Annotated in this window: 21 protein-coding genes and 1 riboswitch; of the genes, 13 read left to right on the top strand and 8 right to left on the bottom strand. The window is 70.2% G+C overall.

Annotation, left to right across the window (positions count from 1 at the left end):
• Positions 1 to 38: 38 nt before the first annotated feature.
• The 3 genes from fliD to T8T98_RS11990 all read left to right on the top strand — a co-directional run bounded on the left by fliD (position 39) and on the right by T8T98_RS11990 (position 2,645).
• Positions 39 to 1,457 (top strand): flagellar filament capping protein FliD, encoded by a 1,419-nt coding sequence (gene fliD, locus T8T98_RS12000; RefSeq protein WP_160734325.1) that lies wholly within the window; start codon positions 39 to 41, stop codon positions 1,455 to 1,457.
• A 1-nt stretch (position 1,458) separates the two neighbouring features.
• Positions 1,459 to 1,833: a flagellar protein FliS gene (locus T8T98_RS11995; RefSeq protein ID WP_160734326.1), complete on the top strand. Its 375-nt coding sequence runs from the start codon at positions 1,459 to 1,461 to the stop codon at positions 1,831 to 1,833.
• 179 nt (positions 1,834 to 2,012) lie between these two features.
• Positions 2,013 to 2,645: a response regulator transcription factor gene (locus tag T8T98_RS11990; protein WP_160734327.1), complete on the top strand. Its 633-nt coding sequence runs from the start codon at positions 2,013 to 2,015 to the stop codon at positions 2,643 to 2,645.
• Here T8T98_RS11990 and T8T98_RS11985 read toward each other — a convergent pair.
• Positions 2,612 to 3,052 (bottom strand): hypothetical protein, encoded by a 441-nt coding sequence (locus T8T98_RS11985; RefSeq protein ID WP_251105017.1) that lies wholly within the window; start codon positions 3,050 to 3,052, stop codon positions 2,612 to 2,614. The two genes, T8T98_RS11990 and T8T98_RS11985, sit on opposite strands and share 34 nt — an antisense overlap.
• 275 nt (positions 3,053 to 3,327) lie before the next feature.
• Here T8T98_RS11985 and T8T98_RS11980 point away from each other — a divergent pair, with 275 nt between their 5' ends.
• From T8T98_RS11980 to T8T98_RS11960, 5 genes are all read left to right on the top strand, one after another.
• The gene (locus T8T98_RS11980; RefSeq protein WP_251105018.1) at positions 3,328 to 4,659 is read left to right on the top strand and encodes an alkaline phosphatase PhoX; all 1,332 of its coding nucleotides are present in this window, start codon (positions 3,328 to 3,330) and stop codon (positions 4,657 to 4,659) included.
• Between the two features lie 57 nt (positions 4,660 to 4,716).
• Complete coding sequence (locus T8T98_RS11975; protein ID WP_251105019.1) at positions 4,717 to 5,280, top strand: hypothetical protein; 564 nt, start codon at positions 4,717 to 4,719, stop codon at positions 5,278 to 5,280.
• A gap of 101 nt (positions 5,281 to 5,381) precedes the next feature.
• Positions 5,382 to 5,843: a Dps family protein gene (locus tag T8T98_RS11970; protein ID WP_251105020.1), complete on the top strand. Its 462-nt coding sequence runs from the start codon at positions 5,382 to 5,384 to the stop codon at positions 5,841 to 5,843.
• Positions 5,844 to 5,918: 75 nt separating this feature from the next.
• Positions 5,919 to 6,539 carry a 6-phosphogluconolactonase gene (locus T8T98_RS11965; RefSeq protein WP_251105021.1) on the top strand — a complete coding sequence of 207 codons (621 nt, stop codon included), beginning with the start codon at positions 5,919 to 5,921 and terminating at the stop codon, positions 6,537 to 6,539.
• Positions 6,527 to 6,994 (top strand): NUDIX domain-containing protein, encoded by a 468-nt coding sequence (locus tag T8T98_RS11960; protein ID WP_251105022.1) that lies wholly within the window; start codon positions 6,527 to 6,529, stop codon positions 6,992 to 6,994. The genes T8T98_RS11965 and T8T98_RS11960 overlap by 13 nt, the downstream gene beginning before the upstream one ends.
• Here the strand turns inward: T8T98_RS11960 and dinB are convergent.
• A complete protein-coding gene (gene dinB / locus T8T98_RS11955; RefSeq protein WP_251105023.1) occupies positions 6,989 to 8,143 on the bottom strand; it encodes a DNA polymerase IV in 1,155 nt (384 codons plus the stop codon). The two genes, T8T98_RS11960 and dinB, sit on opposite strands and share 6 nt — an antisense overlap.
• 64 nt (positions 8,144 to 8,207) lie before the next feature.
• Here dinB and T8T98_RS11950 point away from each other — a divergent pair, with 64 nt between their 5' ends.
• The gene (locus T8T98_RS11950; RefSeq protein ID WP_407675033.1) at positions 8,208 to 9,482 is read left to right on the top strand and encodes a multidrug effflux MFS transporter; all 1,275 of its coding nucleotides are present in this window, start codon (positions 8,208 to 8,210) and stop codon (positions 9,480 to 9,482) included.
• Positions 9,483 to 9,500: 18 nt separating this feature from the next.
• On the opposite strand, the gene T8T98_RS11945 is transcribed toward T8T98_RS11950, so the two are convergent.
• From T8T98_RS11945 to crtY, 5 genes are read right to left on the bottom strand one after another with little or no spacing between them, the layout of a single operon-like run.
• A complete protein-coding gene (locus tag T8T98_RS11945) occupies positions 9,501 to 11,390 on the bottom strand; it encodes an acetyl/propionyl/methylcrotonyl-CoA carboxylase subunit alpha (RefSeq protein ID WP_251105024.1) in 1,890 nt (629 codons plus the stop codon).
• Between the two features lie 48 nt (positions 11,391 to 11,438).
• The gene (locus tag T8T98_RS11940) at positions 11,439 to 12,500 is read right to left on the bottom strand and encodes a phytoene/squalene synthase family protein (RefSeq protein ID WP_251105949.1); all 1,062 of its coding nucleotides are present in this window, start codon (positions 12,498 to 12,500) and stop codon (positions 11,439 to 11,441) included.
• A gap of 40 nt (positions 12,501 to 12,540) precedes the next feature.
• Positions 12,541 to 13,122, bottom strand: a complete 582-nt coding sequence (locus T8T98_RS11935; protein ID WP_251105025.1) for an LOG family protein — start codon at positions 13,120 to 13,122, stop codon at positions 12,541 to 12,543.
• A 43-nt stretch (positions 13,123 to 13,165) separates the two neighbouring features.
• Positions 13,166 to 14,728: a phytoene desaturase gene (locus T8T98_RS11930; RefSeq protein WP_251105026.1), complete on the bottom strand. Its 1,563-nt coding sequence runs from the start codon at positions 14,726 to 14,728 to the stop codon at positions 13,166 to 13,168.
• On the bottom strand, positions 14,725 to 15,906 hold the full coding sequence (gene crtY / locus T8T98_RS11925; protein WP_251105027.1) for a lycopene beta-cyclase CrtY: 1,182 nt from the start codon (positions 15,904 to 15,906) through the stop codon (positions 14,725 to 14,727). Before crtY ends, T8T98_RS11930 begins: the two co-directional genes overlap by 4 nt.
• A 163-nt stretch (positions 15,907 to 16,069) precedes the next feature.
• On the opposite strand from crtY, the gene T8T98_RS11920 reads away from it, so the two are divergent.
• Positions 16,070 to 16,930 (top strand): MipA/OmpV family protein, encoded by an 861-nt coding sequence (locus tag T8T98_RS11920; protein ID WP_251105028.1) that lies wholly within the window; start codon positions 16,070 to 16,072, stop codon positions 16,928 to 16,930.
• A gap of 71 nt (positions 16,931 to 17,001) precedes the next feature.
• Here the strand turns inward: T8T98_RS11920 and T8T98_RS11915 are convergent, their stop codons facing one another.
• Positions 17,002 to 19,041, bottom strand: coding sequence for a S9 family peptidase (locus T8T98_RS11915; RefSeq protein ID WP_251105029.1), 2,040 nt, complete (start codon positions 19,039 to 19,041; stop codon positions 17,002 to 17,004).
• A gap of 133 nt (positions 19,042 to 19,174) precedes the next feature.
• Here T8T98_RS11915 and T8T98_RS11910 point away from each other — a divergent pair, with 133 nt between their 5' ends.
• From T8T98_RS11910 to thiC, 3 genes are all read left to right on the top strand, one after another.
• Positions 19,175 to 20,455, top strand: coding sequence for a metal-dependent hydrolase family protein (locus T8T98_RS11910; protein ID WP_160734343.1), 1,281 nt, complete (start codon positions 19,175 to 19,177; stop codon positions 20,453 to 20,455).
• A 103-nt stretch (positions 20,456 to 20,558) separates the two neighbouring features.
• Positions 20,559 to 22,439, top strand: a complete 1,881-nt coding sequence (locus T8T98_RS11905; RefSeq protein WP_251105030.1) for a DUF885 domain-containing protein — start codon at positions 20,559 to 20,561, stop codon at positions 22,437 to 22,439.
• 68 nt (positions 22,440 to 22,507) lie between these two features.
• Positions 22,508 to 22,619: riboswitch (TPP riboswitch) on the top strand.
• Positions 22,620 to 22,663: 44 nt separating this feature from the next.
• Entirely contained in the window at positions 22,664 to 24,499 is a 1,836-nt protein-coding gene (gene thiC, locus T8T98_RS11900; RefSeq protein WP_251105031.1) for a phosphomethylpyrimidine synthase ThiC, read from the top strand.

The raw sequence follows: 24,499 nt of genomic DNA, 5'->3' as shown, positions 1-24,499 counted from the left end.
GGGCTTAACACCGGCCACTGGCGGCCGTTCTGGTCGGCATGAGCGAAGTATCGTCCATCATCGCCGGCCTCGGCGCGGGCAGCGGCGTCGACATGGTCAAGCTGGCCAGCGACCTTGCCGACGCGCAGTTCGCGCTGCGCAACGACCGCCTCGCGGCACGCAGCGAGGAGCTGGAACGGCAGATCTCGGCCGCGTCGTCGCTCAAGAACACGCTCTCGCTGCTGGCCAGCGCGCTGGGCGACCGCGTGCGCGCGGGCGACCTGGCGGTCCGGCCGCAGATCGCCAATCCCGCGGTGGCGACGGCGAGCAGCCCCGCCGGGACGATGGGATCGGGGTCCTACAGCCTCGAAGTCACCGCGCTGGCGCGCCGGCAGACGCTGGCCAGCCCGGCTTTCGCCGACCCGGCGGCCGCGGTCGGTTCAGGCACGCTGACGATCCGCTTTGGCGAAACCGACGGCACCGCCTTCACCGCCGACGCGGGGCGGGCGGCGCTGGACATCGAGATCGCAAGCGGGGCGACGCTGGACGACGTGGCCGGCGCGATCAACGCGCAGAAGGCGGGCCTGACCGCCTATGTCGCGCAGACCGACCAGGGCGCGCAGCTCGTCGTCAAGGGCCCCGAGGGCGCGCAGAGCGGCTTCGTGATCGAGGCGACCGAAACGCCGGGCGAGGAAGGGCTTGCCGCACTGGCCTGGGACCCGGGCGCAGGGGGCGACCCGGCGCGCCTGCTGGCCGCTTCGGCCGATGCCGAGTTCCGGCTCGACGGGCTGGCGATGACGAGCGCGACCAACGATGTCGGCACGGTCGCACCGGGCCTGTCGCTCAAGCTTACGGGCACCAATGCCGGCGCGCCGACGACGATCGACTTTCCCAGCCCGGTGGGCACGATCGCCAGTGCGATGCAGGACATTGTCAGCGCGCTGAACGAAGTCGTGACCGAGCTGAATGCGGCGACCGATCCGCTGTCGGGCGATCTCGCGCGCGACAGCGGCGCGCGCACGCTGAAGAAGACGCTGTCCGGCCTCGCCGGGATGGAGATCATGCCCAATGCGCCCGAAGGGGCGCCGCGCACCCTGTCGGACCTGGGGCTGGCGATCGAGCGCGACGGCACGTTCCGCCTCGACACGACCCGCCTCGACGCCACGCTCGCGCGCGATCCCGGCGGGGTCGCGGCGATGTTCACCACCGGCCTCTACGGCGTCTACGCGACGGTGGACAAGATCTCGCGCGCGGCCTCGCGCACCGGCGATCCCGGTTCGCTCGCCGGGTCGATCGCGCGCTACCAGTCGCAGTCGTCCGACATCTCGGACCAGGCGACCAAGCTGGCCGACCAGCAGGAACGCCTGCGGGCCAACATGATTGCGCGCTTCGCCAAGGCCGACACGCGCATCGCCTCGTCGCAATCGACGCTGTCGTTCCTGCAGTCGCAGATCGACGCCTGGAACGCGCGCGATTGACATGCTGGCGCTGACCGATCCGCACGAGGCCTATCGCCGCAGCGCCTTCGACGCGCGCGTCCAGGGCGGGGATTCGGCCGCGCTGGTCCAGCTGTGCCTGGAACAGGCGATCGCCGGGCTCGGCTCCGCGCTTTTCGCGCAGGAACGCGGCGATGCCTCGCTGCGCAGCAAGGCGCTGACGCGCACGCTGACCGCGATCACCGCGCTGGAGATGGGGGTCGATCGCAACGCTCCGCTCGCGCAGGCGCTGCTCCAGGTCTACGGCGCGGCGCGCAAGGCCGTGCTCGACAGCGTGACCGATTTCAACGCGGACCTGCTGCAATCGGTGCGGCAGGATTTCCTCGACATCGAATCCGCGCTGCGCCCCGCCGGGTGACGACAGAAAGTTACCGATCCGGACGATGAAACGATTGCGGCTTACTTACCGTTGGGTTAATTAACCCCGCGTTGGACGGGGTTCGATCGGGCTTGGGGGCACAGACCTGCCTATCTTCCTCATATAACAATGCGTCGCATTATCTGTGCGGGAACTGGGATCGATCAGTGAAGCCGGCAATGCAAGTGACCGACGCGGCGAGCGGGGGCCTCGTCCATGTGATTGACCGCGATTCGCGGCGCCGGGCGGAGGTGTCGCGCGAATTGCTGGCGCTGGGCGTCCATGCCGAGATTTACGAGGATGCGGGCGAGTTCCTGCGCATGCTGCCCACGCGCGGCGCGGTCCTGATGGTCGAATCCGACGAAGGCACGCTGCCCGAATTCATGGGCCGGCTGCGCGCGCGGCAACGCTATTACCCGGTCTCGCTCTATGCCGAGGCGCCAAGCCCCGACCGGGTCGTGCGCGCGATGCGCGAAGGGGCGATGGACTATCTCGCCTGGCCGTTCGAGCCGGGCCTGTTCCAGGACACGCTTCGCCGCCTGAGCGAGGAAGGCGACCGGCAGCGCCGGATCGAGCGCGCGCGCGCCGATGCACGGGGTCGGGTGGAACAGTTGACCGGGCGCGAACGCGACGTTCTGGTCGCCCTGCTGGACGGCAATTCGAACAAGCAGATCGCCGCGCTGCTCGACCTCAGCCCGCGCACGGTCGAGATCTACCGCAAGAACGTGATGCGCAAGTTCGACGCCAAGTCCACGTCCGAAGCCGTGCGGATCGGCATCTATGCCGACTTGTGGGAGGCGCCGCCGGGCTGACCCGTCCCCCCGGGGGCGAGGTTCAGCAGGAAGGCGCACCAGGCCAGCGCCAGCGCCCGCGCGGGTGACGAGGCGCGCACGCGCGCTTCGCCCGATTGCCCTTCCAGCCACACCCGCGCGCCGGCTTCGCGCGCGCCGCGGGCCACGATCTCGTGCCGCAGCGTCCCGCCGACCAGCGCCGCCGCGGCCGTTTCCCATGCCCCGCGCTCCAGCAGTTGCTCGAAAGCCTCCTCGTCCATCGGGCAGGCGGTCAGCCGGTCGAACGGGGGCGGGGTCAGGGCGGCGAGATGGAACGCGTGGCGCAGGCAGTTTTCCAGCCGGGCCTCGCCCTCCATGCGGGCGGACAGGCGGGCGATGCCGTCGAACCACGTCGCCGCGTCGAGGCGGGCATTATCGTACGCTTCCATCAGGGCAGGCCCCTTCCGGCTTGGAATCGAACATACACCGATAGGGGGGCGAGGGTTAGCGTTCTGTTTCGGGCGGAGTTGCGGGCGCATTCCGGGTGGAATCCCCCAGGCGGCCCAATGTTCCCGAAAAGCGCGGCGTTTCCGCAAGGCGCGGCGAAAATCTGTTCATGGCCCTCCCCAAAGCCCGCAAAACGCTGTTCGGCGCATTGCTGTCACATGGCGTTCATGCTGCTAGGGCAGTCCTGTCCGCAACGCCACGCAGGATAACTTTACTTATGTCATATTCCGCCAGCCGCCGCACGTTCCTCGCCGCCACCGGTTCCGCCTTCGCCGGGCTCCTGGCATCGGGCTGCACGACCACCGGCGCCCGCGCCGGGGGCGCCGCCATGGCCGCCGGCTACGGGCCGCTGCGCCCCGATCCGGCCGGGGTGATGGACCTGCCCGAAGGCTTCACCTACCGCGTGATCTCCAGCTTGGGGGATGCGATGGACGACGGCTTCACCGTGCCCGACGCGGCCGACGGCATGGGCTGTTTCGACCTCGGCGGCGGCAGGCTCGCGCTCGTGCGCAACCACGAGCTGGTGCCGGGCAAGGACGGGGGCGGGGTCGCGGGCCCGGCCTTCGACACCGTGGGCAGGAGCCTGGTGCCCCTGCCGGGCGGCACGACCACGCTGGTCCTCGATGCCGAAACCCTGGCGGTCGAGCGGCAGTATCGCTCGCTCGCCGGGACGATCCGCAACTGCGCCGGCGGGATCACGCCCTGGGGCAGCTGGCTGACGTGCGAGGAGGCGCCGGCGCGCGCCGGCGGGCGGATAAACCAGGATCACGGGTGGACGTTCGAAGTGCCCGCCGATGCGCCCGGGCTGGTCGACCCGGTGCCGCTGAAGGCCATGGGTCGCTTCAACCACGAGGCGGCCTGCGTCGATCCGGCGACCGGCATAGTCTACCAGACCGAGGATCGCGACGACAGCCTGCTCTATCGCTTCATCCCGAACGTGCCGGGCAAGCTGGCCGAGGGCGGGCGGCTCCAGGCGCTGGCGATCGTCGGCGCACCGGCGGACACGCGCAATTGGGCCGACGCAGGCGCGCCCTGGCCCACCGGTAGCTGGGCCGATGCGCGCTGGATCGACCTCGACGACGTGGAATCGCCCGAAGACGATCTGCGCCGGCGCGGCGCGGCGGACGGCGCGGCATTGTTCGCGCGCGGCGAAGGCATCCACATGGGCGATGGCGAGCTCTATTTCTGCTGCACCAGCGGCGGCGCGGCCCGGCTGGGCCAGATCTTCCGCCTCGTCCCCGGGCGCGGCGGGGCGGCCGACCGGCTGCAGCTGTTCTTCGAATCGACCAGCCCCGACCAGTTCAACTACGGCGACAACCTGACCGTGGGCCCGAACGGCCACTTGGTCGTGTGCGAGGACCAGTACACCGAGGTCGTGACCAACCACCTGCGCGGGATCACGCCCGAGGGCACGGCCTATCCGCTCGCGCTGCTGCACATGCAGACCGAGTGGGCGGGGGCCTGTTTCTCGCCCGACGGGCGGACGCTGTTCGTCAATGCCTACAGCCCCACGCGCACGTTCGCGATCACCGGCCCCTGGATAGCCTGATCCTCGATTCGGCGCGGTGGCTTGCCACTGCCGCGCCGCCCCCGCATGACGGGCGCCATGTCCTCGCTGTTCTTCGGTTTCATCGCGGTTCTCCTGGGCACGATCGGCGCGCGCGACCAGCTGACGGTGGCGCAGGTTTCCGCCGTTTCGCGGCGCGGGCCCGGCGTGCTGGCCGCGGCGGCGATCAGCGCGACCGTTTCGGCCATGGCCATGGCGCTCGCGGGCCAGGCGATGTCCGGCCTCCTGCCCGCGGCGGGCAAGACGATGCTGGTCGCCTTCGCGCTCGGCTTCGCCGCGATCGAGCTGGCGCTGCCGGTGCACCTGGCACGGGCGCGCGAGCCGACCCGGTCGGTCGCGGCGATCGCGATCGTCCTCTTCGCCCGGCAACTGGGCGACGCGGCGCGTTTCATCGTCTTCGCCATCGCGGCCGCGACCGGGGCGCCGCTCTGGGCCGGGGTCGGCGGAGCGCTCGGCGGGATACTGGCGCTGGCCGCCGGCTGGGCCGCGGGCGAGGGCGGTCTCGCCGCGCTGCCCCTGCGCGCGATGCGGCTGGCGCTGGGGGCTATCGTCCTCGCCGCGGCGGTTGCCATCGGCCTCGGCGCGAGGGGGATCATCGGTTGATCGACCCACTCGATCACACAGAGCGGCCGACCTCGCGAAACCGTTTGCCGATCCGGCCGTTGGGATAACAAGTATCAACGCGAAGGAGGGATATTCTTGCAATGAGCACGACGGGCGACAATTCGAAGAAGGCGCTGGTGAGCGCGCTGAACGGCGCGCTGGCGGACACGCTGGCGCTCTACGTCAAGACCAAGAACTTCCACTGGCACGTCGCGGGCCCGCGCTTTCGCGACCTGCACCTGCTGTTTGACGAGCAGGCGGCCCAGCTGATCGGCACGGTGGACCTGATCGGCGAGCGGGTGCGGAAGAACGGCGCGCCGACGCTGACCTCGATCGGCTCGATCGGCAATGCCACCGGCGTATCCGATCAGGACGATACCTCGCTGGAAGCCGATGCGATGGTGAAGGAACTGCGCGACGACAACCGCAAGCTCCACGACCGGCTGAACGAAGTAAAGGAAGCGGCCGAGGAAGCCGGCGACAATGCCACCAGCGGGATCGTGGACGACTGGATCGACCAGGCCGAAGAACGGATCTGGTTCCTTTCGCAGACGCTGAAGTAACGCCTGCCCCTTTTTTGCGATGAAGCCCGCACGCGGCGCTTGGCCGCGGCGGGCTTTATGCTATTTGCTGCGGCCGTGAAGAACGCGAACGTGATCGAGGGGGCCGGCGATGCGCGCGTGGCCGAGTGGCTGGGCGAGAGGCTCGACGCCGCGCTGGGCGCCACCGCCGGGACCGTGGCGGTTACCCTGCCCGGCGGATCGACCCCCTTTCCCATTCTCGAACGGCTGCAGGAACGCGCGATCGACTGGTCGCGGGTGGAGGTCTGGCCCGGCGACGACCGGATCGTTCCCGAAGATCACCCGGCCAGCAACACCGGCCGCATCCGCGCCGCGCTGGAGCCGCTGGGCGCGCGGATCGTCCCGCTGGAAGAAGACGCCGCGCCGCCGCGCTTCGCGATCGCCTGGCTGGGCATGGGGGCGGACGGGCACATCGCCTCGCTGTTTCCCAATACCGATCCGCGGCCCGACGATCCGCGCCCGGTGCGCCGCCTGACGCCTGACCCCCTGCCGCCGGAGGCGCCTTTCGACCGGATCACGCTGACGATCCCGGCGCTGCTGGCGAGCGAGGAGATCATGTTCGTCATCCGCGGGGCGGACAAGCGGGCGGTGTTCGACGGCGCCCTGCACGGCGAGCACGACCTGCCCGTGGCGCGCCTGCTGGCCGCGGCCGGGCAACCCGTTACGTGCTTCGCCTGATCCCCCCCCCGGCGCACCGCCTCGCGCTGCGCCTGGCCCATGCCGTGCGCAAGCGCTGGTGGCGCCTGACCCGGCCGACGCTGGAAAGCTGCGCGGTGATCGCCTGCGATATCGAGGGGCGGCTGCTGCTCGTGCGGCTCAGCTACGGCACCGGCAACTGGTCGTTGCCGATCGGCGGGGTGAAGCGGCGCGAGACGCCCGAGGAAGCGGCCCGGCGCGAACTGCGCGAGGAAACCGGGGTCGAGGCCCATGCCATGGCCCTGCTCGGCGTGCGGAACGAGGAACTGCACGGCGCGGTCCACCGGCTGCACATCTTCGCCACCCAGGTCGCCGGGCATCCCCGGCCCGACCGGCGCGAAGTGCTGGAGGCGCGGTTCTTCCCCCCGCATTCGCTGCCCGAGCCGCTCGACGAGCGCACCCGCCTCAAGATCGCGCTCTGGCGCCAGCGATCATAGCAGCGACAGCTGGGCGCTGTCGCGCGCGGCCTCTTCCTCCGGCATCCCGGGCCGGTCGAGGCCGGACAGGGTCAGCCCCATCAGCCGGATCGGCAGCGGCAGGGGCAGCAGGTTGTCGAGCAGCTCGTGCCCGATCCGGGCGAACTCGCGCTTGTCCGCGACGTCGCGCGGCAGGCTGCGCGAACGGGTCACGATGCGGAAATCGGTATATTTCATCTTCAGCGTGACCGTGCGCCCGCGCGCCTCGGCCCGCTCGATCCTGTCCCACACGATATCGACGATCCCGTCCAGCGCCGCGCGCAGGGCATGGCCGGTCGAAATGTCCTCGCGGTACGTCCGCTCTCCGCCCACCGACTTGCGGATGCGGTTGGTCCGCACCGGGCGCAGGTCCACCCCGCGCGCCGCGCGATAGAGGTAATCGGCGAAGCTGCCGAAATGCGCGCGCAGGAAGGCGATGTCCTTCGCCGCCAGGTCGGCCCCGGTCTCGATCCCCAGCCGGGCCATCTTCTCCGCCCCCTTGGGCCCGACCCCGTGGAACCGGCGCACCGGCAGGCGCGCGACGAAGGCCGCCCCTTCGCCCGGGCGAATCACGCACAGGCCGTCGGGCTTGTTCTGGTCGCTGGCGATCTTGGCCAGGAACTTGTTGTACGAAACGCCGGCACTGGCGGTGAGGCCCGTTTCCTCGCGGATCGCGGCGCGGATCATCTGCGCGATCCGGGTCGCCGAACCGATGCCGTGCAGGTCCTCGGTCACGTCGAGATAGGCCTCGTCCAGGCTCAGCGGTTCGACCAGCGGGGTATGGTGGCGGAAGATCGCCCGGATCTGCTGCGAAACCTGCTTGTAGACGTCGAACCGGTGGCGCACGAAGACCAGGCCCGGGCACAGCCGCCGCGCGGTGACCGACGGCATGGCGCTGCGCACGCCGAACTTGCGCGCCTCGTAACTGGCGGCCGCGACCACGCCCCGGCCGCCCGCGCCGCCGACGGCGACCGGCTTGCCGCGCAGTTCCGGGTGGTCGCGCTGCTCGACGCTGGCGAAGAAGGCATCCATGTCGACGTGGATAATCTTGCGCAGCCCCGCGGCCTCGTCGGATTCGGGCTCCTGCCCGTCGGGCCCGTCGCCGGCCGGATTGTCGATCGCGTGATCCATCCGTTCCGGATTACTTCACCGGGTTGCAAAGCGGAACCGTTCGCCGCACAGGCCACCTGTGCAGATGCGGAATCGAACCCTGGCCGGCGAAGAGCACGAGGTCCGACGCCATTCCAGCCTGGCCGGGCGGCCCCCGATCGGGGAACGCGAGCTGATCTGCATGATGGCCCTGCTGATGGCGCTCAACGCGTTCGGCATCGATGCCATCCTGCCCGCGCTCGACGATCTCGGCGGCGACCTGGGCGCGGCGGGCAACGACCGGCAGTTCGTGGTCGGCGTCTACCTGCTCGCCAGCGGCGTCGGCACGGTGCTGCCCGGCAGTTTCGCCGACCGTTTCGGCCGCCGCCCGGTCCTGTTCGTGGCGCTCGGGGCCTATATCCTCCTCTCGGTCGCCTGCGCGCTGGCCAGCTCGTTCACGATGCTGGTGGCGCTGCGCGCGGTGCAGGGCATCTTCGCCGCCGGGATCATCGCGCTGCCGCCGGCCATCATCCGCGACCGCGTGGGCGGCGACCGCATGGCTCGGATGATGAGCCTGATCTTCGTCATCTTCCTGCTGGTCCCGGCGATCGCGCCCAGCATCGGGCAGGGGATCATGGCGGTCATGGGCGGCTGGCGCTGGATCTTCGCCGCGATGGCCGCGCTGGGGCTGGGGATGACGGCCTGGGTCTACCTGCGGCTGCCGGAAACGCTCCACGCCGCCGACCGGCAGGAAATCCGCCTGCGGCCGATCGTGCGCAACATGACCAGCGCGCTGACCCTGCGCGAGACGATCGGCTACACGCTGGGCAGCGCGTTGGTGTTCGGCGGTCTGTTCGGCTTCATCAATTCCAGCCAGCAACTGATCGGCGAGGCTTTCGGCGCCGGCGACGACTTCCCGCTGATATTCGCCATCTGCGCGGGCTGCATGGCGATATCGAACTGGTCCAATTCGCGCATCGTCGAACGCTTCGGCGCGCGCCGGGTCAGCCACGTCGCCCTGTTCGCCTTCATCGCCGTGGCCGCGGCGCAGCTGTGGTTCGCCAGCCAGCCGGACGAGAGCCTGTGGACTTTCGTGCCGCTGATGGCCGCGAACATGAGCCTGCTCGGCTTCATCGGGGCCAATTTCGGTTCGATCGCGATGCAGCCGTTCGGCCATATCGCCGGGGCCGCGGCATCCGCGCAAGGCTTCGTGCGCATGACCAGCGGCGCCGCGCTGGGCGGGTTCATCGGCTATGCCTACGACGGAACGGCGCGGCCGCTGGCGCTCGCCCTGCTGGCGACCGCGGTGCTGAGCCTGCTGTTCGTGCTCTTCAGCGAGAAGGGCGAGCTGTTCGGCCCGCCGGTGCGCGACACCGACTGAGCGGCGCGGGGCCGCGCGCTATGCCTCGCGCGGCTCGACGATCGCCAGCACCGCCTCCACCTGCACTTGCGCGCCCTGGCTGGCGGCGAGTTCGGTCACCGTCCCGTCGAACGGGGCGGTCAGGGCATGTTCCATCTTCATCGCTTCCAGCACCATCAGCCGCTGGCCGGCGGCGACCGCGTCCCCCTCGGCCACGTCGAGCGCGATGACCTTGCCCGGCATCGGCGCCAGGATCGCGCCGTCGGCGGCCGAAGCCGCCCCGGCGGCCGGGCGCGGCAGGTCGAAGCGCAGGGCATGGCCGGCTTCGAACACGACCAGGCCGCCGTCCATCGCCGCCCATTCGAGGAACTGCACGTCCGCGTCGTCCTGGTCGGCGCAGATATCGACCACGTGGACCGCCCCCTCGTGGGCCAGCGCGACCGGCGAGCGATGCGGCGCGTTGAGCCGGAACCCCTCGAGGCCGAACCAGGTCGGGTGGTGATAGCTGCCGTCGATCTCGTCGCGGGCCATGGCCGCGGTATAGAGCGCGGACGGCGAAGGTTCGCCCTTGCGGACCAGTTCGTCGATATGGTCGCCGATGAAGCCCGTGGTCAGCGCGCCGGCGCGGAAATCCTGCGCCAGCAAGCATTCGCGCAGGAAGGCGGCGTTGGTCTTCACCGGCCAGACCTGCGCGCTGTCGAGCGCCTCGGTCAGTTCCTCGATCGCGGCCATCCGGTCGGGCGCGGTGGCGATGACCTTGGCGATCATCGGGTCGTAGAACGGCTGGACCGTGTCGTCGGTGGTGACGCCGGTATCGACGCGCACGTCCTCGGGCAGGTTGAACACCCGCAGCCGGCCGATGCTCGGCAGGAAGCCGCTGGCCGGATCTTCGGCATAGAGCCGCGCCTCGATCGCGTGGCCTTCGATGCGCAGCTCCTCCTGCGCCAGCGGGATCGGCTCGCCCCCGGCGACGCGCAGCTGCCATTCGACCAGGTCCACCCCGGTGATCTCCTCGGTCACCGGGTGTTCGACTTGCAGGCGGGTGTTCATCTCCATGAAGAAGATCCGGTCGGCGCGCAGCCCTTCGCTGGCATCGGCGATGAACTCGATCGTGCCCGCGCCTTCGTAATCGACCGCTTTCGCCGCGCGCACGGCGGCGGCGCAGATCTCCGCGCGCGTGCTCTCGTCCATGCCGGGGGCGGGGGCTTCCTCGATCACTTTCTGGTGGCGCCGCTGGAGCGAGCAGTCGCGTTCGAACAGGTGAACGACGTTGCCGTGGCTGTCGCCGAAGACCTGGACCTCGATATGGCGGGGGGAGGTGATCCACTTTTCCAGCAGGACCTCGTCGTTGGAGAAGCTGGCCCGGGCCTCGCGCCGGCAGGATTCGAGCGCGGCCTCGAAATCGGCCGCGGCATCGACCTTGCGCATCCCCTTGCCGCCGCCGCCCGCGACCGCCTTGATCAGCACCGGATAGCCGATCGCGTCGGCTTCGCGCTTCAGCCGTTCGGGCGACTGGTCTTCCCCCTCGTAGCCCGGCGTCACCGGGACGCCGGCCTCGCGCATCAGCTTCTTGGCCGCATCCTTCAGGCCCATCGCCTCGATGCTCGACGGTTTGGGCCCGACCCAGGTCAGCCCCGCGTCGATCACCGCCTGCGCGAAGCCGGCGTTCTCCGACAGGAAGCCGTAGCCGGGGTGGATCGCCCCGGCCCCGGTCTGCCGCGCGGCGGCGATGATCTTCTCGCCGACGAGGTAGCTCTCGGCCGCGGGGGCGGGGCCGATGTGCACCGCCTCGTCCGCCGCGCGCACGTGCAGCGCCCGCGCGTCGGCGTCGGAATAGACCGCGACCGTGGCAATTCCCATGGCGCGCGCGGTGCGGATGATACGACAGGCGATCTCGCCGCGATTGGCGATCAGGAGCTTGGTGATCATGGCGCGAGGGCTAGCCCAAAATCCAGGCCATGGCGAGGGCGCGAGAGATCAGCTTTCGTCGGGCAGCGGGTCCATCGGCGGCTTCGCCACCGGGCCGGCCATGCGCACGTCGATCAGGATCGACCCGCGGGTCCATTCGGGCATCGGGTCGGGCCGGGGCGGGCGGTTCTTCACCGCTTCCCAGAAGGCGGCGGCGATGTGGCGCGCCTTCTCGCGCCGGCCGATCGCGACCCGCCGGTCCCACGCGGCGGTGCCGCGGGCGCGCACCTCGCGCCCGATCGCGCCGTAGATCCGCGCCGCCGCCAGCACGGCCCAGCGGCGGCGGAAGGGCAGGCGCGCCGCGCCCAGCCGGGCGGCGGCCTCGTGTCGTTCCATCCGCTCGACCAGCTGCGTCGCCATTGCCGCCAGCTCGCGCCGGTGGTGCGGCTTCATGTGCTGGCCCGGCTCGATATCCTGTTCGACCAGCCAGTCCACCGGGAGGTAGCACCGCTCGGCAGCGTCGTCCTCCCCGATGTCGCGGGCGATATTGGCAAGCTGGAACGCGATGCCGAGGTCGCAGGCCCGGTCGAGCGTCTCGCCGTCGTCGCGCGCGACCCCCATGACGACGGCCATCATCACGCCCACCGCGCCCGCGACGTGGTAGCAGTAGCGGGCAAGGTCGGCCTCGGTCCGCGGGCGCCAGCCGGTCGCGTCCAGCTCGAAGCCCATGATCACGTCCTCGGCCATTTCGCGCGTCAGCCCGCTTTCGCGCGCGACGAGGCCGAAGGCGTCGAAGGCCGGGTCCGCCGTAGGCAGCCCCTCGAACGCGCGCTCGGTCAGCAGGCGAATGGCGCGCAGGCGCCGCTCCGCCCCGGCCCGGCCCTCGGGCGCGGGGCCTTCGGCCGGGCGGCCGTGGTCCTGCCCGTCGGCCAGGTCGTCGCACCGCCGGCACCAGGCATAGAGCAGCCAGGCCTTCTCGCGCGCGGGGCGGTCGAACAGCAGGCTGGCCGCGTGGAAGCTGCGCGATCCTTCCTCGATCGCCTCGCGCGCGCGTTCGACCAGCGCCTCGCGGCTGCGGCCGCCGCCCGCCTGGGCCGGCGTCGTGCGCAGGATGCGCGACGGCGCCAGCATTCGCGGGACTATGCGACGCGCCCGTGCCATCAGCCGCCCTTCACAGCTCGCTCGCCTTCATGCGGAAGATTGGCGTGTGCGGGCGATAGGCGGCCATGCGGTCGAGCAGGCCGGGCAGGGTGCTTTCGGCGATCACGATGTTCTGGTGCGCGGGCCGCACGAAGCCCACTTCGGCCATGTGGCGGTTGAACGCGATCAGGTGGTCGTAGAACCCGAAGGCGTTGAGCAGGCCGACCGGCTTGGTGTGATAGCCGAGCTGCGCCCAGCTGACCGCTTCCCACAGCTCGTCCATCGTGCCGACGCCGCCCGGGATCGTGACGAACCCGTCCGAAAGGTCGGTGAAGCGCTGCTTGCGCTCGTGCATCCCGCCCACGGTGTGCAGCTCGGTGCAGTCGGTATTGGCAACCTCGCTGCCGGCCAGCGCCTCGGGGATGATCCCGATCACTTCGCCCCCGGCCTCGAGCGCGGCGCCGGCCACGGCCCCCATCAGGCCCAGCCGGCCGCCGCCGTAGACGACCCCGATCCCGCGCTGCGCCAGCGCGGCGCCGACGTCGCGGGCAAGTTCCATGTAACGCGGATCGGCGGGGGTCGCGGACCCGCAATAGACAGCAAGACGTTTCATCCGCGCCCCTTTGGCGGCAAGCGCGTTCCGGGGCAATCCGCTATCACGCGCTGAGGTCCGCGATCATCAGCCCGGCGGTGGCCTTGGCACTGCCGACGACGCCGGGAATGCCCGCCCCGGGGTGGGTGCCCGCGCCCACCAGGTAGAGGTTGGCGATCGCGTCGTCGCGGTTGTGGGCGCGGAACCAGGCGCTCTGCGTCAGGATCGGTTCGAGGCTGAAGGCGCTGCCGAGATGGGCGTTGAGGTCGAGCGCGAAATCGCGCGGGGCGTAATGGAAACTGGTCACGATCCGGTCGTGGATGTCGGGGATCAGCCGCCGGCCCACTTCGTCGAGAATGCGCCGTTCCAGCATCGGGCCGACCTGGTCCCAGTCCACCGCCAGCTTGCCCTGGTGGGCCACGGGGACGAGCGCGTAGAAGGTCGATCGGCCCGGTGGCGCCATCGCCGGGTCGGTAACGGTCGGGTGGTGCAGGTAGATCGAGAAATCGGCCGGCAGGACGCCGTTCTCGTAGATGTCGTCGAGCAGCCCCTTGTAACGCGGGCCGAACAGGATCGTGTGATGCGGGATTCCCGGCCAGGTCCCTTCCAGCCCGAAGTGGACGACGAAGAGGCTGGGGCTGAACCGCTTGCGCGCCAGCGAACGCGCCCGGGCCGGCCCGCGCTTCGTGCCGCGCAGCAGGTCGCGATAGGTATGGACGATGTCGGCATTGCTCGCCACGGCGTCGAACGTCTCGCGCCAGCCGCCGGCGGTTTCGACTTCGGTCGCGCGGTTGCCGACGGTGTGGACCCGGCATACCGCCTCGCCCAGCCGCACCGTCCCGCCGAGCCGTTCGAAATGACGCACCATCCCGGCGACGAGCCGGTTGGTCCCCCCGCGCGCCCACCAGACGCCGCCGTCCTTTTCCAGCTTGTGGATCAGGGCGTAGATCGCGCTGGTCTTCATCGGGTTGCCGCCCACCAGCAGGGTGTGGAAGCTGAACGCCTCGCGCAGGCGCTCGTCCTCGATATAGCGCGAGACCATCGAATAGACCGAGCGCCAGGCCTGGTGCTGCAGCAGGGCCGGCGCGGCGCGGATCATGGCCCGGAAATCGAGGAACGGCACGCTGCCCAGCCGCAGGTAGCCTTCGCGATGGACGGCTTCCGAATAGGCGAGGAATTCCTGGTAACCGGCGACGTCGGCCGGGTTGAGGCGCGCGATCTCGGCATTGAGCTGCGTCTCGTCGTTCGAATAGTCGAACACCGTCCCGTCGGGCCAGTTGAGGCGATAGAACGGCGCCACCGGCATCAGCTCGACATCGGCGTCCATGTCGCTGTCGCTCAGCGCCCACAGCTCGCGCAGGCAGGCGGGATCGGTGATCACGGTCGGGCCGGCATCGAAGGTGAACCCGTCGCGTTCCCAGTAATAGGCCCGGCCGCCGGGCTTGTCGCGCGCCTCGACCACCGTCGTCGTGATGCCCGCCGATTGCAGCCGGATGGCGAGCGCCAGCCCGCCGATTCCGGCCCCGATCACGCAGGCGCGCTTGCCGGTCGCCGGTTCCGCCGTGCCCGGCGGGGCGGGGGCGGGTTCCTGCTCGAGGAAGGAGGTCTGCCGGTCGCTGTCGATCATTGCCCCGGACCCTGCAACGGCGGGCCGGCCCGCGCAAGCGCGCCGAGCGCGCGCAGCACCGGAACCGGCGGTTTTCCCACCAGGACGCGGGCCTTGTCGCGCGCGGTCGAACGCGCGGCGTAGAACCGCTCGATCAACCCTTCGTCGAGGCGATAGAACCGCTCGAACACGCGATATCGCGTTTCCGGGGCGGCCGCGCCGAACAGCATCGCGCCCAACCGCCGGTAGAACCGCGTGCGCCGCCAGGCCTGCCGCGCGCGGGTGGCGAGCAGCGCGGCGAGCTGGTCGCCCGGCAGGTCGGCCTCGGCGGCGACGGCCAGCGCCGTCTCGACCGCGAAGGGCAGGGTATAGCTGGTCAGCGGGTGAAAGAACCCGCCCCCCGCGCCGGCCCGGGCAACGCCCTCGATCGCGCCGGCGCGCTGCCATCGGGCGAAGTCGCCCCCGGTCACGACCGGCAGGACGCCCGCCTCGCGGCCGAGGATGTCCCCTTCCAGGCCGTGCCGAGTGCAATAGTGGTCGATCCGGCCCGACAGGGCCCCGCGGTCGAGCGTCGGGCGATCCTGGTAATAGGTATCCTCGACGAAGATCTCGTCCGCCCCCAGCGGCAGCAGGTAGACGAAGCGATAGCCGCCATGCTGGGCGACCGCGGCGTCCATGATCACCGGCCGCGCGATGCCGTGCGGGCGCGGGGTCCGCAGGTGGCGACCGAGGAAGACCTGCCAGCCGCCGGTGAGCGCGCCTTCCGCCGCGAAGCCGCGGCAGTCGATCACCGCGCGGGCCGAAATCCGTTCGCCCCCGTCCAGCGTCACGCCGCCCCCGTCGAGCGCGGCGACCGCGCGGCCGGCGACGATCGAGGCGGCCGGCAGCTCGCGCCGCAGCCCGGCGTCGAAGTCGGTCGAGGCGAGCGAGGCATAAGTGCTGCCCAGCCGGCGGCGATAGGCGGGGAAACGCACCTCGTACCCGTCCCACGCGGTCGTGCGGAACCGGCCCAGCAGCTCGCCGCCGCCCGGGGGCAGGTCGCTGGCGAACCAGCTCCACCGGTGGTTGCCGCCCAGCACCGCGTTGCGCTCGATCAGCAGGGTCGCGACGTCGGGCCGGGCGCGGTGCAGCGCCAGCGCGAGCAGCCCCCCGGCCAGCCCGCCGCCCACGATCGCGATTTCGACACGGCGCCCGCTCATGCGGCCAAGCGGTACGGGCAAATCACCCGCCCGGCAATCGCGCCCGGGGCCTGCACGGCGCACCGGGTCGGGCGCAACCGGTTCGGGGGCACCGGCCCGCGCGCGGAACATGCGCCGCCCCCGCACGTTCGGGGAACAACAATCGCGGGGGATATCTCACGTCATGAAATCGCTTATCACGCTTGCCGGTGCGGGCCTTGCCGCGCTGGCCGCCGGCCCGGTGCTGGCGCAGGAGGGCGAGGCCGCCGGCCCGCCCGAGATCGAGGACAGCGTCTATTCGGGCGACTGGATCACCGTCGGCGGGGGCGCCGTCTATTCGGCCAGCTACGACGGTTCGGACGATTACGTCGTCTTCCCGATCCCGATGGTCATGGGCAAAGTCGGCCCGGTCAGCATCTCGCCGCGCGCGGGCGGGATCGCGCTCGATTTCGTCGAGAACCCGCCCGACCGCGTGGGGCTGGACCTGGGGCTGGTCGCCGGCCTCAATTCCAACCGCGCCAGCAGGATAGAAGACCCGGTGGTCAAGGCCGCGGGCAAGCTCGACCGCGCGGTGGAGATCGGGCCGACCGCGGGGCTGAGCTTCCCCGGCGTGCTCAATCCCTACGACCGGGTCTCGATCGGCGTCGATGCCCGGTGGGATGTCGCGGGCGCGCACGAAGGCATGGTGGCGAGCCCCAGCGTGTCCTACTTCACCCCGCTCAGCCGCGGCATGGTCGGCCTGCTCTCGCTCAGCGCCGAATATGCCGACGACGACTATGCCGATTACTACTACTCGGTCTCCCCCGGCCAGGCCGCGGCCAGCGGGCTGCCGCTCTACCAGGCGGACGGCGGCTTCACCAAGGCCGGGGCGACCGTGCTCCTCGGGGCCGATCTCGACGGCAATCTCGCCAATGGCGGCTTCGCGCTATACGCGCTGGGCGGCTATTCGCGGATGCTCGGCGACGCCAGGGACACGCCCTATACCAGCGTGCGCGGCGACGCGGACCAGTGGTTCGCCGCGCTCGGCGTCGGCTACACGTTCTGAACCGCCTCGCGGGGCGGGGGGCCAGCCATGCAGGCGGGGGCGCGGGCTGAACGCCGCGCCCCCGTGCGCCGTCAGTCCTCGCCCTCGGCGATCTTGAGCTCCGGCCGCGGCGGCGGCAGCGGCGCGTCGCGGTCGCCCGGCTTCAGGTAGGTGTCGAACCACTCCATCATCCGCACGCTGTAATCGTAGCGCGCGGCGGCCTTCTGGTTGCCGTGCCCCTCGCCCGGGTAGAGCACGAGGCGCACCGGCGTTTCGGGCTTGCGCGTCTTCATGTGGCGATAGAGCTCGTAGCTCTGCGTCGGCGAGACGCGCGTGTCGGCATCGCCGTGCATGATCAGCAGCGGGGTTTCGGCCTTGTCCACGTGGTAGATCGGGCTGCGTTCCATCAGGTGGCCCCATTCCTCCCACGGCCACTTGCGCTCGTGGACGAGATACATCTCGTTGGGAATGTCGGTCGTGCCGAACTTGCTGATATTGTTGGAAATGCCGACGAACATCACGCCCGCGGCGAATTCCTGCGAGTAGTAAGTGGAGCCCCAGGCGGTGGCGAAGCCGCCGTAGGAACCGCCGGTCAGGCCCACGCGGTCGGGATCGGCGATCCCGGCTTCGACCAGCGCGCGCTTGCCATCGACCAGGTCGTCGAACTCCTTGCCCGCGTAATCGCCCTGGTGCTGCTTCGAAAAGGCCGTGCCATAGCCGGTCGAGCCGCGGTAATTGGGCAGGAACACGGCATAGCCGCGCCCCGCCGCGACCTGGCCGGGGGAGCTGTAATAGGTCTGCCAGCCGTTCGATTCGTGCGCTTCCGGCCCGCCGTGGACGTCGAAGATCACCGGCGCGCCGCCGCGCGGGATATCGCCGACCGGCTCGATCAGCACGCCTTCGATTTCCTGCCCGTCGCGCGCGGTATAGGTGAAGGTGCGCTGGGCGCCCATGTCGATCTCGGCCAGCCAGGGGTTGTGCCGGGTCCAGCGCGTGAACTGGCCGTCCGACACGACGTAGAGCTCCGGCGGATGCTCGGGCGAATGGGCCTCGACCGCGATCGTGCCGCCGCCCACTTCCAGGTCGCTGAGGATCAGCGCGCCCGGATCGTGCTCTTCCAGCACCTCGCCTTCGGCCGAATAGATCCGCAGCACGCTCTGCGCGCCGACATCGACGATCGCCGCCAGCCGGCCGTCGGGCAGGAACTCGGCGTCGCTCGTCGCCTCGGGCGCGTCGGCGTTGAGCGCGCGATAGGCGCCGGTCGCGACATCGGCCAGGTGCAGCGTGGTCGCCGCCGGGTCGTTCGCGTCGACCGCCGCGATCAGCGACAGGCGGCTGCCGTCGGGCGAGATCTCGACATCGCCGAGCTTGCCCGGCGTTTCGACCGCGCGCAGCACGCGCCCGCGGGCAAGGTCCACGACATGGACCCGCTTCGACGTGTAGCTGTCGTCCACCAGCGGGCTGGGCGCGCTCTCGACGATCGCGGTCGTCCCGTCGGGCGCGACCTGGATATTGCTGACGTGACCGGGCACCTCGATCGCGCGCGGCGATTCGTCGATCCCGGCGCCGACGCGCGCCGCGAAGAGGCGGTTCAGCCGCGCCTCTTCCTCGTAGACCACCGCGTCGAAGCCGGCCTTCTTGCGCTTGTCGAGCGCCTCGTCGGGCGCGGCCCCGGCGAGGAGGTAGAGGCTCGCGCCGTCGGGCGACCAGGCATAGCCGCGCACGTCGCCGTCCTCGATCGCGGCCAGCTTGCGGTGGCCGCCGCCGTCCACCGGGATCCCCCAGACCGCGCGCTTTTCGTCGTCGGCCTTGTAGAGGAAGCTGACCATGCGCCCGTCGGGCGAGAAGCGGACCGCCGAAACGTCGATGTCGTCGGGCAGGAAATCGCGCGCGCTGTCGGGGCCGTAGGCAAGCTTGAGCTGGTCGGTGCTGCGCCCGTCCTTCTCCCCCTCGGTGACGTCGGGCCAGCGCGAAGTGGTATAGGCGACGCGGTTGCCATCGGGCGAAACCGCCAGTTCGCCGACCGTTTCCAGCTTGGCGACATCCTCGGCCGTCATCGGCCGCGCGGCGGCCGTGGCGGCGAGCGAGACCGATGCGAGCAGGGTCGCGGCGCTAACCAGTGTCCGGGTCATGGAAATCCTTTCGAATGAAACTGCCTGCACGGTCATACAGCCTGTGGCGCGCAGGGCAAACGGCGGGCCGTGCCCCCCTTGCGCCGGGCGGCGCGCGCGGGCATCACCCCCGGCCAAGAGGGAGGATTGCTCGATGACGTTCAAGGTTCCGCTGGCGGCCGCCGCCGCTTTCGCCGCCGTGCTGGGTGCCGCGCCGGCGCTCGCCCAGACGATCGTGATCCACGCCGGCGCGGTCGTGACCGATGCCCTGAGCGACCCGCGCGGCCCCTCCACGATCACGGTCGCCGACGGGCGGATCGTCTCGATCGAGGGAGGGCACCAGCCCGCGCCCGAAGGGGCCGAGGCGGTGGACCTGTCGGACCGCACCGTCCTGCCCGGCCTGATCGACCTGCACGTCCACCTGACCGGCGATCCGGGCGGCGATTTCTGGAAGGAAGCGGTCGAGCCCGACGAATGGGGCGTCGTGGTCGGGGCCAAGAACGCGCGGCTGACCGCGCTCGCCGGGTTCACCACCGTGCGCGAAGCGGGCAGCGCGCAGCACACCGCCTTCGCGCTGCGCCGCGGGACCGAAGAAGGCATGATCCCCGGGCCGCGGATCGTCGCCGCCGGCCCCGCGCTCGCGATCGTCGGCGGCCATGGCGACGTTTCGGGCTTCCGCCCGGAGATCAACCACGTCCTCGCCTCCGGCTATGCCTGCACCGGCGCGGTCGAGTGCGCGGAGAAAGTCCGCCGCGCGAGCCAGAACGGGGCGGACTGGATCAAGATCACCGCGACCGGCGGCGTGCTGAGCCAGCAGGGCCGCGGGCTCGACGCGCACTTCACCAGCGCGGAGATGCAGGCGATCGCCGACACCGCGCATTCGCTGGGCCTCAAGGTCATGGCCCATGCCCACGGCGCGCGCGGGGTCGAGGCGGCGAGCGCGGCCGGGATCGACACGATCGAGCACGGCACTTACCTCGACGACGGCGCGATTGCGGCAATGAAGAAGAACGGCACCGTGCTCGTGCCCACGCTGATGGCGTTCCAGGGCATTTCCGAAAGGCTCGGCACCGGCACTTATACCCCGGTGGTGGAGGCGAAAGTGCGCGCGGTGGCCGATGCCGCGCGCGTGTTCATGGGCAAGGCCTACCGCGAAGGGGTGCGGATCGCCTTCGGCACCGATGCCGGCGTGTTCGAACACGGCCGCAACGCGGGCGAGTTCCGCCTGATGATCGGGCAGGGCATGTCGAGCCGCGAGGCCCTGGCCAGCGCGACCACGGTGGCCGCCGAAGTGCTGGAGATGGAGGGGGAGATCGGCCGCCTCGCCCCCGGCTATTCGGCCGACATCATCGCGGTCGCCGGCAACCCGCTGGACGATGCGACCGTGCTGGAGCACGTCGACTGGGTCATGGCCCGCGGGCGCGTGATCGAATAGCCTTGCCCAACACCGGTCGAGCCGTGGGGCCGGCTCGTCGAAGCGGGCCCCACCCGGGCGCGGCCGGGCCTAGAGTGACGTGCCTGTCCAGGGGAGTTTACGCATGACCAGCCTTCGCCTCGCGCTTGCCGCGACCGCCGCCGCCACCGTCGTCGCCACCGTCGCACTCGCCGCGCCCGCCGCCGCGCACACTGCCGCGAACACTGCCGCGAACACCGGCACCCAGCCGCCCGCCTCGCCCGGGGCGGCCGCCGGCGCCGCGCAGGCGGCGCAGAGCGAGCACGACAAGCTCTTCGCCCTGTTCGCCGCGGCGGACGAGAAGGACATGCAGCTCAACCCGATCATGGCGCTGTTCCGCGGCGACATGCGCTATGCCGACCGGCTGGGCGATTACCTGACCGACGATTACAACGCGCGCACGCTGGCCAATGCGCGCGACAACCTGGCCGCGCTGGCGCGGATCGACCGCTCGGCGCTCAGCCCGACCGACCGGCTGGCCTACGACGTGTTCGAATACAACCAGCGCAACACGCTGAAGGACTACGCGCCGGAGATCCTCGCGCTGACCGAAGTGCGCCCGATCAACCATTTTTCCGGCTTCCACACGTTCTACCCGACGTTCGCCAGCGGGCAGGGCGCGGCCCCGTTCAAGACGGTCGAGGATTACGAGAACAACCTCAGCCGCCATGCCGACTACGTCGAACTGATCGACCGCTCGATCGCCAGGTTCCGCGAAGGGCAGGCCAGCGGCGTCTATGCCACCCGGCTGACGATCGGCAACGTGATCGAACAGCTCGATACCCAGCTGGCCATGCCGATCGAGGAATCGCCGCTCTGGGGCCCGGTGACGATGCTGCCCGACAGCTTCGACGCGGCCGAGAAGGACCGCCTGACGCGCGAGCACCGGGCCGCGGTCGAGGCGATCTACGCCGCGCACACGCGCCTGCGCGATTACTTGCGCGACGAGTACCTGCCCCAAGCGCGCGAAACGGTCGGCCTGTCGCAGATGAAGGGCGGCGACCGGCTCTACGCCCGGCTGATCGAGGGGACGACCACGCTGCCGCTGTCTGCCGATTACCTGCACGACCTGGGCCTGGCCGAAGTCGCCCGGATCAAGGCGGAGCTGGAGAAGATCCGCCGCGAAGTCGGCTTCGAGGGCACGCTGAACGCGTTCTTCGACCATGTCCGCACCGATCCGCAGTTCAAGCCCGAAAGCCGCGAGGCGCTGACGCAGAGCTATTACGACATCGGCGAGGAAGTCGATGCGAAGATCGGCGAATACTTCTCGCTCGTCCCCGAGACCCCGCTGGAGATCAAGCCCTACGAACCCTTCCGCGAGAAGTTCGAGGCCGGCGGCTCCTACATGCCCGGCGCGCCCGACGGATCGCGCCCCGGCACGTTCTATTTCAACGCCTACGACCTGCCCAGCCGGCTGACGACGGGCAATGTCACGCTCTACCTCCACGAAGGGGCGCCGGGGCACCATTTCCAGATCAGCCTGGCGCAGGAGAACGAGGCGCTGCCCGCCTTCATGCGCTTCGGCGGCAATACCGCCTATGTCGAGGGCTGGGCGCTCTATTCCGAGACGCTGGGTTACGAGATGGGGTTCTTCGACGACCCCTGGAACCGCTACGGCACCTTGCAGGACGAACAGCTGCGGGCGATGCGGCTGGTGGTCGATACCGGCCTCCACGCCAAGGGCTGGACGCGCGAGCAGGCGATCGACTTCATGCTCGAGAACTCCGGCATGACGCGGACCGAGGTGGTTGCCGAAGTCGAGCGCTATATCGCGATTCCCAGCCAGGCCCTGGCTTACAAGACCGGCGCGCTGAAGATCCAGGAACTGCGCGAGAAGGCCGAGGCCGCGCTGGGCGAGGATTTCGACATCCGCGCCTTCCACGCGCAAGTGCTGGGCACCGGCGCGCTGCCGCTGCCCGTGCTGGAGGAGAAGATCGACCGCTGGATCGCCGCCGGCGGGCAATAGGCTTCTCCGGTGCCGGCCGGGCCATGCGACAGTGCGCTGGACGGCGTGCGGCGGATGGCCTAGACACCGGGCCATCCCCGGGGAGCCTGTCGCGCGATCGCAGGTTGAGAGCGGAATATGCCGCGACCCGTCGAACCTGATCCCGGTAATACGGGCGGAGGGAGGGAACGGCTTTCGCTCCAGGAATCCGTGGCCTCGCTCCGACTGAATGGAGAGCGAGTTTCATGGCCGACATCAATTCCCAGTTCGAAATCGGCGTCACCACCGGTCCGATCCGCGGCAGCCGCAAGATCCACGTCGGCCCGCGCAAGGTCGCCATGCGCGAGATCGACCTGGAGGGGGGCGAGCCGCCGGTGCGGGTTTACGACACCTCCGGCCCCTATACCGACCCGGCGGCGCAGATCGACATTCGCCAGGGCCTGCCCGCGCTGCGCCGCGAATGGCAGCTTTCGCGCGGCGACGTGGAGGAATACGAGCCGCGCGAGGTGAAGCCGGAAGACAACGGCCAGCTCGGCCCCGACCGCAGCGGCGGCGTGCCCGCCTTCCCCACCGCGCTGCGCAAGCCGCTGCGCGCGAAAGCCGGCGGCAACATCAGCCAGATGCACTATGCCCGCCGCGGCATCATCACGCCCGAGATGGAATACGTGGCGGAGCGGGAGAACCTCGGCCGCGAGCGCCTGCGCCAGGAGCGCGACGGGCAGGACTGGGGCGCATCGATCCCCGAATACGTCACCCCCGAATTCGTGCGCGACGAAGTGGCGCGGGGCAGGGCGATCATCCCCAGCAACGTCAACCACCCGGAAAGCGAGCCGATGGCGATCGGGCGCAATTTCCTGGTCAAGATCAACGCCAATATCGGCAACAGCGCCGTGGCCTCCGACGTCGCGAGCGAAGTGGACAAGATGGTCTGGTCGATCCGCTGGGGGGCGGACACGGTCATGGACCTCAGCACGGGGCGCAACATTCACGACACGCGCGAATGGATCATCCGCAACAGCCCCGTCCCCATCGGTACCGTGCCGATCTACCAGGCGCTGGAGAAAGTCGGCGGCATTGCCGAGGACCTGACCTGGGAGATCTTCCGCGACACGCTGATCGAACAGGCCGAACAGGGCGTCGACTATTTCACCATCCACGCCGGCGTGCGCCTGCCCTATGTCCCGATGACCGCGAAACGCGTCACCGGCATCGTGTCGCGCGGCGGCTCGATCATGGCGAAATGGTGCCTCGCGCATCACAAGGAGAGCTTCCTTTACGAGCGCTTCGACGAGATCACCGAGATCATGAAGGCCTACGATATCGCCTACAGCCTCGGCGACGGCCTGCGCCCCGGCTCGATCGCCGACGCCAATGACGAAGCGCAATTCGCCGAACTCTACACGCTGGGCGAGCTGACCAGGCGCGCCTGGGAGCAGGACGTGCAGGTGATGATCGAAGGCCCCGGCCACGTGCCGATGCACAAGATCAAGGAGAACATGGACAAGCAGCTCGAAGCCTGCGGCGAAGCGCCGTTCTACACGCTCGGGCCGCTCGTCACCGACATCGCGCCCGGTTACGACCATATCACCAGCGGCATCGGCGCGGCGCAGATCGGCTGGTACGGCACGGCGATGCTCTGTTACGTCACGCCCAAGGAACATCTCGGCCTGCCCGACCGCGACGACGTGAAGGTGGGCGTGGTGACCTACAAACTCGCCGCCCACGCCGCCGACCTCGCCAAGGGCCACCCCGCCGCCAAGGTCCGCGACGACGCGCTCTCCAAGGCGCGCTTCGAATTCCGCTGGCGCGACCAGTTCAACCTCAGCCTCGACCCCGACACCGCCGAGCAATACCACGACCAGACCCTGCCGGCGGAAGGCGCCAAGACCGCGCATTTCTGCTCGATGTGCGGCCCGAAGTTCTGCTCGATGAAGATCACGCAGGAGGTGCGGGATTTCGCGGCGCGGCAGAATTCCGGGGCGGAGACGTTCGTGGCGGCTGAGGAAGCGGAGAAGGGGATGGAGGAGATGGCGGAGAGGTATCGCAACGGCGGGGACCTCTACGTATCTGCGGAGGACTGA

Origin of the sequence: Pelagerythrobacter marinus (genome assembly GCF_034375205.1) — a bacterium.
GTDB classification, from domain to species: domain Bacteria; phylum Pseudomonadota; class Alphaproteobacteria; order Sphingomonadales; family Sphingomonadaceae; genus Pelagerythrobacter; species Pelagerythrobacter marinus.
This window is presented reverse-complemented; position numbering and strand designations above follow the sequence as displayed.

Excerpts from the sequence above, each read along its gene's own strand:
- T8T98_RS11935 (WP_251105025.1), bottom strand. The coding sequence starts at position 13,122 with ATGAAACGTCTTGCTGTCTATTGCGGGTCCGCGACCCCCGCCGATCCG.
- T8T98_RS11920 (WP_251105028.1), top strand. The coding sequence starts at position 16,070 with ATGAAATCGCTTATCACGCTTGCCGGTGCGGGCCTTGCCGCGCTGGCC.
- T8T98_RS11910 (WP_160734343.1), top strand. The coding sequence starts at position 19,175 with ATGACGTTCAAGGTTCCGCTGGCGGCCGCCGCCGCTTTCGCCGCCGTG.
- T8T98_RS11990 (WP_160734327.1), top strand. The coding sequence starts at position 2,013 with ATGCAAGTGACCGACGCGGCGAGCGGGGGCCTCGTCCATGTGATTGAC.
- T8T98_RS11975 (WP_251105019.1), top strand. The coding sequence starts at position 4,717 with ATGTCCTCGCTGTTCTTCGGTTTCATCGCGGTTCTCCTGGGCACGATC.
- T8T98_RS11985 (WP_251105017.1), bottom strand. The coding sequence starts at position 3,052 with ATGGAAGCGTACGATAATGCCCGCCTCGACGCGGCGACGTGGTTCGAC.
- T8T98_RS11950 (WP_407675033.1), top strand. The coding sequence starts at position 8,208 with ATGCGGAATCGAACCCTGGCCGGCGAAGAGCACGAGGTCCGACGCCAT.
- T8T98_RS11905 (WP_251105030.1), top strand. The coding sequence starts at position 20,559 with ATGACCAGCCTTCGCCTCGCGCTTGCCGCGACCGCCGCCGCCACCGTC.
- T8T98_RS11980 (WP_251105018.1), top strand. The coding sequence starts at position 3,328 with ATGTCATATTCCGCCAGCCGCCGCACGTTCCTCGCCGCCACCGGTTCC.
- T8T98_RS11945 (WP_251105024.1), bottom strand. The coding sequence starts at position 11,390 with ATGATCACCAAGCTCCTGATCGCCAATCGCGGCGAGATCGCCTGTCGT.
- T8T98_RS11940 (WP_251105949.1), bottom strand. The coding sequence starts at position 12,500 with ATGCTGGCGCCGTCGCGCATCCTGCGCACGACGCCGGCCCAGGCGGGC.
- T8T98_RS11995 (WP_160734326.1), top strand. The coding sequence starts at position 1,459 with ATGCTGGCGCTGACCGATCCGCACGAGGCCTATCGCCGCAGCGCCTTC.
- dinB (WP_251105023.1), bottom strand. The coding sequence starts at position 8,143 with ATGGATCACGCGATCGACAATCCGGCCGGCGACGGGCCCGACGGGCAG.
- fliD (WP_160734325.1), top strand. The coding sequence starts at position 39 with ATGAGCGAAGTATCGTCCATCATCGCCGGCCTCGGCGCGGGCAGCGGC.
- T8T98_RS11915 (WP_251105029.1), bottom strand. The coding sequence starts at position 19,041 with ATGACCCGGACACTGGTTAGCGCCGCGACCCTGCTCGCATCGGTCTCG.
- T8T98_RS11970 (WP_251105020.1), top strand. The coding sequence starts at position 5,382 with ATGAGCACGACGGGCGACAATTCGAAGAAGGCGCTGGTGAGCGCGCTG.
- T8T98_RS11930 (WP_251105026.1), bottom strand. The coding sequence starts at position 14,728 with ATGATCGACAGCGACCGGCAGACCTCCTTCCTCGAGCAGGAACCCGCC.
- crtY (WP_251105027.1), bottom strand. The coding sequence starts at position 15,906 with ATGAGCGGGCGCCGTGTCGAAATCGCGATCGTGGGCGGCGGGCTGGCC.
- thiC (WP_251105031.1), top strand. The coding sequence starts at position 22,664 with ATGGCCGACATCAATTCCCAGTTCGAAATCGGCGTCACCACCGGTCCG.